This is a genomic window from Streptosporangium sp. NPDC005286, assembly GCF_040607515.1.
In the GTDB taxonomy this organism is placed as follows: domain Bacteria; phylum Actinomycetota; class Actinomycetes; order Streptosporangiales; family Streptosporangiaceae; genus Streptosporangium.
Window position 1 is genome coordinate 13,238 of record NZ_JBEXGU010000031.1, and the last position, 11,912, is coordinate 25,149.

Annotated in this window: 13 protein-coding genes; 11 read left to right on the plus strand and 2 right to left on the minus strand. The window is 65.6% G+C overall.

The window, feature by feature from the left end; translation table 11 throughout:
- Positions 1 to 9: 9 nt before the first annotated feature.
- The 7 genes from ABZU75_RS14370 (at position 10) to ABZU75_RS14400 (ending at position 5,670) form a co-directional block, all read left to right on the plus strand.
- A complete protein-coding gene (locus ABZU75_RS14370; RefSeq protein ID WP_355553785.1) occupies positions 10 to 363 on the plus strand; it encodes a hypothetical protein in 354 nt (117 codons plus the stop codon).
- A complete protein-coding gene (locus ABZU75_RS14375) occupies positions 356 to 1,708 on the plus strand; it encodes an FtsK/SpoIIIE domain-containing protein (protein WP_355553788.1) in 1,353 nt (450 codons plus the stop codon). Before ABZU75_RS14370 ends, ABZU75_RS14375 begins: the two co-directional genes overlap by 8 nt.
- 13 nt (positions 1,709 to 1,721) lie before the next feature.
- Complete coding sequence (locus ABZU75_RS14380; protein ID WP_355553791.1) at positions 1,722 to 2,342, plus strand: DUF2637 domain-containing protein; 621 nt, start codon at positions 1,722 to 1,724, stop codon at positions 2,340 to 2,342.
- A 14-nt stretch (positions 2,343 to 2,356) separates the two neighbouring features.
- Entirely contained in the window at positions 2,357 to 2,677 is a 321-nt protein-coding gene (locus ABZU75_RS14385) for a hypothetical protein (RefSeq protein ID WP_355553794.1), read from the plus strand.
- 227 nt (positions 2,678 to 2,904) lie between these two features.
- Positions 2,905 to 4,287: a replication initiator gene (locus tag ABZU75_RS14390; RefSeq protein WP_355553797.1), complete on the plus strand. Its 1,383-nt coding sequence runs from the start codon at positions 2,905 to 2,907 to the stop codon at positions 4,285 to 4,287.
- Complete coding sequence (locus ABZU75_RS14395; protein ID WP_355553800.1) at positions 4,274 to 4,450, plus strand: helix-turn-helix domain-containing protein; 177 nt, start codon at positions 4,274 to 4,276, stop codon at positions 4,448 to 4,450. Before ABZU75_RS14390 ends, ABZU75_RS14395 begins: the two co-directional genes overlap by 14 nt.
- A complete protein-coding gene (locus ABZU75_RS14400) occupies positions 4,447 to 5,670 on the plus strand; it encodes a tyrosine-type recombinase/integrase (RefSeq protein ID WP_355553803.1) in 1,224 nt (407 codons plus the stop codon). Before ABZU75_RS14395 ends, ABZU75_RS14400 begins: the two co-directional genes overlap by 4 nt.
- A gap of 129 nt (positions 5,671 to 5,799) precedes the next feature.
- On the opposite strand, the gene ABZU75_RS14405 is transcribed toward ABZU75_RS14400, so the two are convergent.
- Positions 5,800 to 5,997: a hypothetical protein gene (locus ABZU75_RS14405; RefSeq protein ID WP_355553806.1), complete on the minus strand. Its 198-nt coding sequence runs from the start codon at positions 5,995 to 5,997 to the stop codon at positions 5,800 to 5,802.
- A gap of 227 nt (positions 5,998 to 6,224) precedes the next feature.
- On the opposite strand from ABZU75_RS14405, the gene ABZU75_RS14410 reads away from it, so the two are divergent.
- The 3 genes from ABZU75_RS14410 to ABZU75_RS14420 all read left to right on the plus strand — a co-directional run bounded on the left by ABZU75_RS14410 (position 6,225) and on the right by ABZU75_RS14420 (position 9,138).
- Entirely contained in the window at positions 6,225 to 6,986 is a 762-nt protein-coding gene (locus ABZU75_RS14410) for a sigma factor-like helix-turn-helix DNA-binding protein (RefSeq protein WP_355553809.1), read from the plus strand.
- A 2-nt stretch (positions 6,987 to 6,988) separates the two neighbouring features.
- Positions 6,989 to 8,380, plus strand: coding sequence for a sigma factor-like helix-turn-helix DNA-binding protein (locus ABZU75_RS14415; RefSeq protein WP_355553812.1), 1,392 nt, complete (start codon positions 6,989 to 6,991; stop codon positions 8,378 to 8,380).
- Between the two features lie 392 nt (positions 8,381 to 8,772).
- Positions 8,773 to 9,138 carry a tyrosine-type recombinase/integrase gene (locus ABZU75_RS14420; protein WP_355553815.1) on the plus strand — a complete coding sequence of 122 codons (366 nt, stop codon included), beginning with the start codon at positions 8,773 to 8,775 and terminating at the stop codon, positions 9,136 to 9,138.
- 44 nt (positions 9,139 to 9,182) lie between these two features.
- Here ABZU75_RS14420 and ABZU75_RS14425 read toward each other — a convergent pair whose 3' ends face one another.
- Entirely contained in the window at positions 9,183 to 10,094 is a 912-nt protein-coding gene (locus tag ABZU75_RS14425; protein WP_355553818.1) for a hypothetical protein, read from the minus strand.
- 370 nt (positions 10,095 to 10,464) lie between these two features.
- On the opposite strand from ABZU75_RS14425, the gene ABZU75_RS14430 reads away from it, so the two are divergent.
- The gene (locus ABZU75_RS14430) at positions 10,465 to 11,898 is read left to right on the plus strand and encodes an aldehyde dehydrogenase (protein ID WP_355553821.1); all 1,434 of its coding nucleotides are present in this window, start codon (positions 10,465 to 10,467) and stop codon (positions 11,896 to 11,898) included.
- Positions 11,899 to 11,912 lie beyond the last annotated feature (14 nt).

Genomic DNA, 11,912 nt, shown 5'->3' on the forward strand with positions numbered 1-11,912 from the left:
GGCCCACCCATGCGCACCATCCCGATCCCCGTCGACACCCACCGGCTCCGCTTCACCTGCGTCAAGGCCGCCCGTCCGCGCATCGTCGACCAGGACACCGGCAAGATCAAGACCGACAAGGACGGCAACAAGGTCTACGAATCCGTCCTGCTCGCCGAGGACGAGTTCGGCCGGATCGAACTGGTCAAGGTCGGAACCTCCGGAGAACCACCGATCGCTCCCGGCCAAGACGTCGTGCCGACCGCCATGGTCGGCTACGTCTGGGAGATCCCGAGCAACGGCTCCTCCCGCTGGGGCATCAGCTACAAGGCCGCCTCGATCGTCCCCGTCTCCGGTGTGCCACAGGGAGGCGACCTTGCCTGACTCCCTGCGGCTACTGCTCATCGCCCTGTTCTGCGCGGCGATCGTCCTCTACGCCTGGCGACACTTCCACCACCGCTCTTTCTGGCTGGTGGCCGGCTACCCGCTCACCGCGATCAGCATCCGGGCAAGCTGGCGCAAGGTCGCCCTCGGCTGCGGCCTGACCAAGAAGCGAGCACGCTGGTGGTTCACCCTCACCCCCGGCTCGATCGTGTCCACCGGCACCGTGAAAGTACGACGGCGCTTCCGCCGGGTCGCTGTCGACACCAAACCCTGGATGTGGCTACCCCGCCCGACCCGGCACGGCTGGCGGGTCACACTCCGCCTGCTGGAGGGGCAGATCCCGGACGACTACAGCCAGGCCGCGGAACGCCTCGCGCACTCCTGGCGGGTGCATGCCGTCCGGGTCTCCTCCCCTCGCCCCGGACAGGTCGTCCTGGCCGCAACCATGCACGACCCCCTCGTCCGAGTCGATCGGCTTCCGCCATCCGACGAACTTCTCAAGGTGACCGTGGGTCGCCTGGAGACAGGTAAGCCGTGGGTCATCGACTTCCGCACCGTCCCGCACTGGTTGAACGCCGGGGCGACGCAGTCCGGTAAGTCGAACCTCGCCAATGCCCTGATCGTCGGGCTGGCTCCGCAACCGGTCGCGCTGGTCGGCTTCGACCTCAAGGGCGGCGTGGAGTTCACCCCATACAGCCCTCGTCTGTCGGCGCTGGCCACCACCCGCGCCGAGTCGGTCGGTCTACTCGATGACCTGGTGGCGCTGATGCTGGACCGGATGGGCCTGTGCCGTACGGCAGGAGCCCGCAACCTCTGGCAACTCCCTGCGGCGGTGCGGCCGGTACCGGTCGTGGTCCTGGTCGACGAACTGGCCGAGCTGTACCTGATGGCCGACAAGAGCGAGAAAGACGAGATCGCCCGCACCTCCACTGCGCTGCTCCGCGTGGCCCAGCTCGGACGGGCCTTCGGCATCTACCTGTTCTGCTGCGGCCAGCGGATCGGCTCCGACCTCGGTCCCGGCGTCACCGCGCTGCGCGCCCAGTGCTCGGGACGGATCTGCCACCGCGTCAACGACCCCGAAACCGCGACCATGACCCTCGGCGACCTCGACCCCGCCGCCCTGGTCTCCGCCCGTGCCATCGCCGCCGAGACACCCGGTGTCGCGATCGTCGCCTCCCAGGACGGCCAGTGGTACCGCGCCCGCTCCTTCCACGTCTCCGAGCGAGCCGCCGAACACGCGGCCCGGATGTACGCCGACCTGGCCCCCTCCTGGGACGAAATCACCACGTGCGCCCACACGACCGAGATGAACACCTCCGACCTGGACGAACTCCTCAACGCCTGAAAGGGGGAACACGATGCGACGCCTTGCCTGCTGGCTGCTCGACTCCGGGCCGGTCCTGGTCCTGGCCGCCATCGCGGGTGCCGGATCGTTCACCCACATCCGCGACACCGCCACCGAGCACGGACAGTCCGGCTGGATGGCCTGGGCCATCGCCATATGCGTCGACCTCACCTGTGTCATGGCCGCTCGCGAACGCCAGCGCGACAAGAAAACCGGACGCCTCTCAGACGGCTGGATCTCCTGGCCAACCCTCGTCCTGGTCGCCGGGATCCTCCTGTCCCTGGCCGCCAACCTCAACCAGGCCGACCCCACCGCCTGGGGCTGGATCACCGCCGCGACCCCGGCCGGCGCCTTCCTCGTCGCGGTCTCCATGCTGGAGCGCCGCACCTCGGCTCCGTCCTCCATCCCGCAGGTCGTCCCCGAACAGGTCCCCACGCCTGTCCCGATCGTCGAGATCGAACAGGACGGCCCGTCCTCAGAGCTCCTCGACTACGCCCGCCGCGTGGCCGAGGAATACCAGACCGCGCAGGGCAGGCCGATCAGCCGCGACACCCTGCGCACCCGTCTGGGCGTATCCCACCAACTGGCCTCCGACCTGCTGCGCACCCTGCGCACAGCCACGGAAGCCCCATGAAAGGAGAAGCGTCCGTGTCCACCGACATCGAGCGTCGTACCGCCTTCATCTGCGGCCTGCGGGACCTGGCCACCTTCATGGAGACCAACCCCGCCGTCCCCGTCCCGACCGACCCGACGATCATCACCTACTACCCCGAGCAGGGCACCGACACCGGCCTGCGCGCCGAGGTCGACCGGATCGCCGCCCTGTGCGGCACGAAGGTCGACCCGCGTCTGTTGCCGCATGGCCTCTACACGGTCGCCCGCTGCTTTGGACCGATCCACTTCGAAGTGACGGCAATCCTTGAAGCCGCCCGAGACGGTGCTACCGGTGAACCGCCTCATGGGTTCTGATCCGCCCGACGAGCGGGTGACTGCGGCTGAGATCCCGCCCAAGCGGTGGCGGTGTTGCCACTGCGGCGGTACCGGACTCGACAGCCTCGGCATCACCTGTGAATCCTGCGACGGCCTCGGCTTCTGCTGAGACGTCGGCGCCCCCGGCCTGGCTGTACATCCGCCAAGACGCCTGCCAGGTCGGGGGCCATCCCCTCTCACCCAACGAGTGAAAGGAGGCCTCCATCTTGCCTGCATCCACAGCCAACGCGCACGCGATCACGGGCATGATCGCCCGCCTGCACGACCCGAACTACTCCCGATGGGCCGCCCAGATCCGCGCCACGGGCGGCTGCCGCCAGCCGATCCACCTGAGGGGCCGCGTCGACCACCTCGACCGGGCCACCGGCGAACTGCTGCACCGCTACAGCACTCGCACCGAACCCGACGGCGTCCTGCGCGTTCCGTGCAAGACCCGCCGCGCGTCCCGCTGCCCAGCCTGCGCCGAGGTCTACCGAGCCGACACCTACCAACTCATCCGTGCGGGCCTGGCCGGAGGGAAGGGCGTCCCCGACACCGTCACCGCTCACCCCTGCCTGTTCGTCACCCTCACCGCCCCCTCCTTCGGTGCCGTTCATACCCGTCGTGAGAAGAACGGCAAGACCCTGCCCTGCCACGCCCGCCGCGATGCGGCCACCTGCCCACACGGGAACGTCTTGTCCTGCACCGCCCGGCACGGCTCCGACGAGGCATGCCTGGGCGAACCGCTGTGTGCCGACTGCTACGACCACGCCGGAAGCGTGCTGTTCAACGCCCTCGCCCCGCAGCTCTGGCGGTACTTCACCGATGCCCTGCGCCGCCGTGTCGCCAAATCCTCAGGCCTGACCTTGCGGGAACTACGCCAACAGCTCACGATCTCCTTCGCCAAGGTCGCCGAGTACCAGCGCCGCGGCGTCGTCCACTTCCACGCCGTCATCCGCCTCGACGGCTCGGAGGGTCCCACCTCGCCGCCTCCGGCCTGGGCGACAGCCGACCTGCTGGCCGACGCCGTACGGTATGCCGCCTCGGCCGTGTCCGTAACCGTCCCTGCCATCGCCGACGAACCTTCCCGTGTGCTGCGCTGGGGCACCCAGGTCGACACTCGGCCGATCACCATGAACGGCGAACTCTCCGACCAGGCCGTGGCCGGTTACATCGCCAAGTACGCGACCAAGGCCGCCGAATGCGTCGGCACCCTGGATCGGCGCATCAACCCCCTCGACGACCTGACAGCCTTCAACCTCCGCGAACACCCCCGCCGCCTCATCGCCGAATGCCTACGCCTCGGCGCCCTCGACGAACTGGCTGACCTGCGACTGATCCAGTGGGCACACATGCTGGGCTTCCGCGGCCACTTCTCCACCCGCTCCCGCCACTACTCCACCACCATGGGCGCCATCCGAGACGAACGCCGCGACCATGTCCGCGCTGAAGAGGTCACCACCGGTCGCCTGCCACTCTTCGACGAGGACACCGTCCTCGTGATCACTAACTGGGAGTACGCGGGCAAGGGCTTCTCCGTCGGTGACGCACTTCTGGTAAGCGCCCTTACCGGTACATCGCCTCCTTGGGGGCCGCATGACCCGCGATGACAGCCTCTGGGGCGTGGCCGAAGCCTCGCGCTTCCTCCGGGTGCCCGTCGCCACGCTCTACCAGTGGCGCCACCTCGGCACCGGCCCGGAGAGTCACAAGGTCGGCCGTCACGTCCGTTACCTGCCCGAAGACGTCGTGGCCTGGGTGCGGAGGCAGCCATGACCGTCTACGACCGCTGGCACAAGATGGTGAAGCAGCCCGACGGCACCACCAAGAAGGTCCGCAGCTCCGAGTACGGCATCGGCGACCGGTGGCAGGTGCGCTGGCGCGACGAGTCCGGAAGCCAGCGCAAGAGGAACTTCGCCAAGAAGGCCGGTCAGGACGCGAACACCTGCGCGGAGGCGTTCGACGCGCAGATCACGAACGAGCTGAACCGCGGAACCTACATCGACCCGAACGCGGGAAAGATCACGGTCAGGGAGTACGGCGAGAACTGGCTGGAGGCCCAGACCTTCGACCGGTCGTCGTACGAGCTGGTGGAGATCCGTCTGCGACTCCACGTCTATCCCACCCTCGGGGACAGAGAGCTACGGGCGCTGCGTCCCAGTCTCCTTCAGGCGTGGTTACGCGGCCTTCAAAAGAAGCTCGCACCGAACTATGTCCGGACCGTCTTCGCTCACCTCTCCGCGCTCCTGAACGCCGCCGTGGACGACGGAGTGATCGCCAAGAATCCCTGTCACGCGGGATCGGTGAAGCCTCCGAAAGCGGAGTCCAAGAAGATCACGCCGTGGTCGGTGGAGCAGGTGAAGACCGTGGCCGGCGCTGTCACACGACGCTATGAGGTCATGGTCCAGACGGCCGCCGCGCTCGGGCTGCGCCAAGGAGAGGCGTTCGGCCTGGCCATCGATGACATCGACCTGGCGGCCGGAGTCGTTCACATCCGGCGGCAGGTCAAGATACTGAACGGTCGTCAGGCGCTCTTCGCTCTCCCGAAAGGCGGGAAGGTCCGTGACGTTCCCCTGCCGGAGAGCCTTGCCCTGCGTCTCTCCGATCACCAGGTGACCTTCCCGCCGGTCGAGATCATCTTGCCCTGGCGGGCACCGGAAGGGCCGCCGCACTCGGCGGTGCTGATCTTCACGACCAGGCTGCACAGCCTGATCAACCGGACCGAGTTCAACCGCTTCGTCTGGAAGCCGACCTTGATCAAGGCGGGTATCCCGGCGACCCGCGAGAACGGCTTCCACATGCTTCGCCACCACTTCGCCTCGGTGCTCCTGGAGCGGGGTGTGTCCATCAAGGCCGTGGCCGACTTCCTCGGGCACGCGGACCCCGGTTTCACCCTGCGGACCTACACACACTTGATGCCCTCCAGCGAGGACCGCATGAGGCAGGTCATCGAAGATGTGTGGGCGACGGGCCGAAATGCCCTGGACATGCCCTAAGAACCCCACCCGACGAGATCGTCACAGGTCAGGGACCCCCAGCGCAGAGCATCGAAATTCGATCCATCATGGCGGCTGACCTGCGACGACATCCTAGAAGGATTCTGAACTGAGTTTTTAGACAGCGTCCTACTCGATCACCTCGTGGAGGAATCTGATCGTTTCAACGGCGGCTACAACGCCGGTGGAGATGGCCAGCATCAGGGCACCTGGCACCAGATATAGGTAGGCAAGGATGCCAGTGATCACCCCGACGGCCACGCCGATGGTGATGACAACGAGTGCGCGCAGTCCGATCAGGCCAGCGGGCGGGGTGCGATCAGTCATCAAAGTCTCCAGTGATGAGAATGTTTGTCACTGAGGCTTAAGTGGCGGAAGGCGGTCTGAGCCCACGGCCCCGCCGTACCAAGGCGCTATGAAAAATTTTGGGCCGGCGCGTGGGGTAAGGCGGAGGGGCCGACTTAGGACTCAAAGAGTCCGGTCCCTCGTCGTCGTGCGGGTGATCGCCGACTGAGCTGATCTTGCCCGCGCGTTCCACGATCAGAAATCGAGTCATGGCCGAACAATTCTCCCCGCACCCGCTGTTGGTGGGCTACAACGACTTCCTGCCGAACCGGCTGGTGAGTGCTTCGAATCCGGAGGATGACGTCTCAGAGCACGAGCGGCGTCTGGCAGCGGACACCGAGTTGCTCCAGAGGTTGGAGGTCGTGAACTTCAGTGGTGAGCCCTACAGGGTGTTCGAGGAAGATCTCGTCAGGTACGCGGTCCGGAGATACCAGCAGTTGCTCAGTACGGGCCAGGTCTTCCAGATGTGCCAGAAACGCAGGATCGGTCTGCCACGGCAGAAGGTCTCTGCTCACGATCGGGAAGACATCGCCGAGGACACGGTTGCCCGCGCCTTGCCCGGCTTCCGGAAAACGCTGATGTCAGGTGCGTGGCGGCGTGGCGGCGGTGCGTCATTGAGCGACTTCTTCGTCGGCTTCGCGATGATGCACTTCGCGAACGCCTACCGAGCATGGCTTCGACGTCAGAGCCCTGACGATTTGGCCTATCTGGACGCGTATGAGGACTTGGAACACGCGAGGCTCGCTTCGCCACAGCCGAGCCCTGAGACGATCGTTACCCAGCGTTTGACGATCATGGAAGGGCTTCGTGATCTACCTGCTCCGCTTGCTGCTGCGTTGGCGCTGTCGGAGGACGGTTACTCCCATAGCGAGATTGCGGAGGCCACGACGACCACGAGCCGGTCGGTGGAAGGCATGCTGCACCGGCATCGGGCAAAGCTGAAGGCCGATCGCGAGAAGGAAGGGCGCTGATAATGAAGCTGATCGTTGAGGGGACCAAGCTGACGGAAGGCGCGGTCGAGGATGTGGCCCGCCTGGTCGAGGAGTCGTCGCTGGGCACGGTCGAGGCCCGCCAGCTCCGCGATCTGGCCGATCTAGCCACCGCCGACCGGGTCTTGGCTCGCGCCTACTTCATCCAGACAGATGAGGGCGCCGCCTGGTGGCGTACAAACCAACGCGACCCTGATGCTTTGCGGGAAGCAGCCGCTGTCCTGGTCGACGGCGACGAAGAAGAGCATTTGATCGCGGTCCGCCTACTGCGCTTGGCCTGCCACCTTCAACCCCCGCATTCAGAGCAGTCTGCCGCCGACGAGACCGTTGAACAGGCCTCGTCCGAAGTTGGGCCAGTCGAGGACAGAGCCATAGTGAAACGGAGCTCTGCTGAGGCACAGCCATTCGCGGACTTCTATCACGAGAACATGCCCGCTCTGAAGCGCTTGCTCGAAGCGCACCTGGACGCCGACGAAGTTCACACCAGCCTCCGTGAGGCAGTCGTCGCCGCGTTCGACCGCTGGGATGAAGGCCTTTGCTACGTTGTCAATCCTGAGAGATGGATCCTTGGTCATGCTCGGAGCGGTAGCGGCAAGCATGTCACGATGTCGAATCTCGTCCTCGTTTGCAGAGACCACAATGACGCACTCAGCATTCACGAGAGCAAAGAATCCGACACGGACATGTACATCCAGGGCCTACTGATGTCGCTTGCGCGACTGGACACAGAGGTCATCATGAGAACCGCAGAGCGGATGTTAGAACTCGCGCATGTACGGGCTTGGGCGCATACCTGCATGGCAGACGAAGCCGAGCTCAGACATACCCTTATCGGGAAGGTCCGCGACTATGTCCATTTAACCGAGTTGCTGATCGGTGACGTGGCTTCGGCCACCGAAGTTGTCGCCGCAGCATTTAACCGTGTCCGCAAGACATGGGATGAGGACCTAAGCCTTGCCACCTGCGAAACCACGTTCAGGCAAGCATTGGTGAACCAATCACGGGCAGCACTACGCCTTGTGATGATCCGACAAGACGACATGCTGACCGTGTCGTTGCGCCGTACATCCTTATCTAACCGTCTCCTTCTGTCTCTAAGGAGGCCGCACGCCCCGTCTCCACTGCATCAGCTGACCACACGAGAGAGAGAAGCTCTGGTCCTGCGTTACTACACGGGGACTAACATCCAACAGACTGCCGACGCGATGGGAATCAGCACCCACACCGTTGAAGAACACCTGGAGCGAGCACGCCGCAGGGTTTTGGGCAAATGTTACTCAACTAATTACACCGCTCCGTCGACGAGCGAAGAGCCATCGCCAGAGCGGCAGCTATGCTCACACTCCGGCGCCATCTCAGCGAAGCCTACTAAGTAGTCGCTGCCCCAGGAAGCGCTACTGGAGCAGCACTAAGTACAGGATTAAGGGCGACACTAAGGGGACTAAAGAATAACAGCAAGTGGTTAAGGAAGACGAAACCCCAAACTGGCTGCTAACCATGCATAAGGTCCGCCTTCTTTGCAAAGGGCTCAGCTAACCGGTCAATTGATCGGTTAGCTGGATCCTCCACTTGAGTAGCCAGTCAAGTGGAATCGACGACAGGCTCACTAGTACTAGATTCTCTTGACTATCGGGCTCTTCGAGCAGCTCATCCTGCATCGGGTATCCCTCTACCCCTTAGTTCAGCTACCTCATGACAGCGGCCGCGTTCTATACGGCTGTCTTCGATTTCGACCCCACCGAAGATCACGTCGTGGTCGGCGGAACAGGTGAAGACCGTCGCTGGTGCCGTCGCACGACGCTACGAGGTCATGGTCCAGGCGGCTGCGACGCTCGGGCTCCGTCAAGGTGAGGCGTTCGGTCTGGCCGTCGACTTCGTCTGGAAGCCGACCCTGATCAAGGCGGACATCCCGACGACCCACGAAAACGGCTTCCACATGCTCCGCCATCACTTCGCCTCGGTGCTCCTGGAGCGGGGTGTGTCCATCAAGGCCGTGGCGGACTTCCTCGGACACGCAGACCCTGGTTTCACCCTGCGGACCTACACGCACCTGATGCCCTCCAGCGAGGACCGCATGAGGCAGGTCATCGAAGACGTGTGGGCGACAGGCCAAAGTGCCCTGGATGTGCCCTGAGAGGGACTCGCGACGAGATCACCGCAGGTCAGAAGCCTGACAGTTCAGAACATCGAGATGTGCACGTGGTCGATGTGGTTGGCGGTGTTGCCGCCTCGGTTGGACATCATCTTCCAGCCGGCGCCGGTGCGGACGTCGTAGTACTTCTGCTGCCAGATGATGTACATGACCCCGTACTTGTTGCCGTTGTCGATGGCCCACTGGGCGAGGCGGTTGCCGCGCTCCAGGGCATCGGGGGTGGGGACGCGGCCACCGGTGCTCATCATGAAGTCGCAGGCCCGGCCGGTGCCGTGGTCTCCCGGGTCGCCGGGACGCAGGCAGCCGTAGCCGTAGGGCATGGGGAAGGTCTGCAGCACGACGTTGCGCATGGTGACCGTGCGGGGGGTCAGGCCGCCGTTGCCCGAGGGGGTCTGGAAGCCGTACTTGGCCAGCAGTCCCTCGATCCTGACCCGCTGCCGCTTGAGGTCGGCGATGTCCTTCTTGAGCGCGACGATCTTCGCGTCGGCGGTCTTCTCCGCGGTCTTGGCCTTCTTGATGAGGCTCTTGACCCGGTTGAGCTGGGTGGCGCGGCGGCTGGCCAGGTAGGACATGGTGGCGGCCTGGCTGAGGGCCATGCTGGGGTCGCCCTGGAAGCTCAGCAGGCTGCCGTCGTCCAGGGCGCCGCCCATGTAGGCGGTCTGGGCGAAGCGCACGATGTCGGCTTCGGCGGCCACCAGGGCGCGCTTGAGGCCTCTGGCGTTGACGGTGGCCTTGCTGGCCTGGACCCGGGTCTCCTCCAGGCTCTGCACCTGGCCGCGGTAGTTCTTGTTGATCTCGGCCGCCTCCTGGGTCAGCCTCTTGAGCTCGGCCTCCGGGTTCGGCCTGACCGCGCGGAGCGGGGCCGCCCCCGCCACGGCCGGTGACAGGAGCAGCACCGCGAGCAGGGCGGCCAGGATCGCTGAGCGAGTCGGTCTCACGCTTCGCTCACCTCCGGCGCCCCCCTCATGGACGGAGCGAAACTATAGAAGACGATCTTGAAGCTCGCCACCGGAACGGAGGAACTCGCGCACCATTGACGAACCATCTGCCCATTTAGGGTGATTTGAGTAAACATTTCCTGACGTGTCACTGGTTTAACCCTGATGAATCCTCGCACAGGGCGCCCCACCTCGCCCATCCGACAGAGACTCCGGCGGAGACTTCTGTCACCCTTGCCATCAGCGACAGAACATGATTCGGTCTCAAGCAGCGGTGGGGCTTGTGGCGCCCTTCCCTGCGGATGACACTATCCAAGCAAGCATTCGCTCAAATTGTGACTCTGGCCCGCCCACCAGGAGGCAACACATCATGCGCCAGCACGACACGCTCTTCATCGGGGGCGACTGGGTGGCCCCCGCCGGGACCGGCACCATCGACGTCATCTCCCCGCACACCGAGGAGGTCGTCGGCCGGGTCCCCGACGGCACCGCCGCCGACATGGACCGGGCGGTGGCCGCCGCCCGCCAGGCGTTCGACCACGGCCCGTGGCCCCGGATGACGATGCCCGAGCGCGCCGCCGTCCTGTCCAGGCTGGCCGAGCTCTACGCGGCCCGCCAGGACGAGATGGCCGAGATCATCACGCTGGAGATGGGCTCCCCGATCACCTTCTCCCAGATGGCCCAGGCCCCGCAGCCGCTCGGCATGCTCCAGTACTACGCCGAGCTCGGCAAGACCTTCCCCGTCGAGGAGGAGCGCCCGGGCACGTTCGGCTCCGTGACCGTACGCCGCGAGCCGGTCGGCGTGGTGGCCGCCGTGGTCCCGTGGAACGTCCCGCAGTTCGTCATCATGATCAAGCTGGCCCCCGCCCTCCTCGCGGGCTGCACGATCGTGGTCAAGCCCGCGCCGGAGACCCCGCTCGACGCCTACCCGCTGGCCGAGATGGTCAAGGAGGCCGGCATCCCCGACGGCGTCGTCAACATCGTCGCCGCCGGACGCGAGGCGGGCGAGCACCTGGTCTCCCACCCGGGCGTGGACAAGGTCGCCTTCACCGGCTCCACCGCCGCCGGGCGCCGCATCGCGGCGATCTGCGGCGAGCAGCTCAAGCGCTGCACGCTCGAACTGGGCGGCAAGTCCGCGGCGATCATCCTGGACGACTGCGACCTGCCCTCCGCGATGGGCTTCCTGTCGATCGCCTCGCTGATGAACAACGGCCAGGCCTGCATCGCCCAGACCCGCATCCTGGCCTCGCGCAACCGCTACGACGAGGTCGTGGACGCGGTCTCGGCGATGGTGCGGGGCATGCCGGTCGGCGACCCGTCCGACCCGGCGACCGGTATCGGCCCGCTGGTCGCCAAGCGGCAGCAGGAGCGGGTGGAGGGCTACATCAAGATCGGCATCGACGAGGGGGCCAAGGCCGTCGTCGGCGGCCTCGACCGCCCCCACGACCGCGGCTGGTACGTGGCCCCGACCGTCTTCGCCGGAGCGACCAACGAGATGCGCATCGCCCGTGAGGAGATCTTCGGCCCGGTCCTGGCGGTGATCCCGTATGAGGACGAGGCCGACGCGATCCGGATCGCCAACGACAGCGACTACGGCCTGGCCGGGACGGTGTGGACCGCCGACACCGAGCACGGCATGGACGTCGCCCGCCAGGTGCGCGCCGGCACCTACGGCGTCAACCTCTACATGGTCGAGACCAGCTCGCCCTTCGGCGGTTTCAAGAGCAGCGGCCTCGGTCGCGAGCTGGGCCCCGAGGGACTGTCGTCCTTCCTGGAGTACAAGTCGATCGCCCGCCTGGGCTGATCCGGAGCCTTCGA

What these genes read in the sequence shown, in the direction of transcription:
- ABZU75_RS14415 (WP_355553812.1), top strand. Translation starts at nt 6,989, where the DNA reads ATGAAGCTGATCGTTGAGGGGACCAAGCTGACGGAAGGCGCGGTCGAG.
- ABZU75_RS14380 (WP_355553791.1), top strand. Translation starts at nt 1,722, where the DNA reads ATGCGACGCCTTGCCTGCTGGCTGCTCGACTCCGGGCCGGTCCTGGTC.
- ABZU75_RS14430 (WP_355553821.1), top strand. Translation starts at nt 10,465, where the DNA reads ATGCGCCAGCACGACACGCTCTTCATCGGGGGCGACTGGGTGGCCCCC.
- ABZU75_RS14370 (WP_355553785.1), top strand. Translation starts at nt 10, where the DNA reads ATGCGCACCATCCCGATCCCCGTCGACACCCACCGGCTCCGCTTCACC.
- ABZU75_RS14395 (WP_355553800.1), top strand. Translation starts at nt 4,274, where the DNA reads ATGACCCGCGATGACAGCCTCTGGGGCGTGGCCGAAGCCTCGCGCTTC.
- ABZU75_RS14400 (WP_355553803.1), top strand. Translation starts at nt 4,447, where the DNA reads ATGACCGTCTACGACCGCTGGCACAAGATGGTGAAGCAGCCCGACGGC.
- ABZU75_RS14405 (WP_355553806.1), bottom strand. Translation starts at nt 5,997, where the DNA reads ATGACTGATCGCACCCCGCCCGCTGGCCTGATCGGACTGCGCGCACTC.
- ABZU75_RS14410 (WP_355553809.1), top strand. Translation starts at nt 6,225, where the DNA reads ATGGCCGAACAATTCTCCCCGCACCCGCTGTTGGTGGGCTACAACGAC.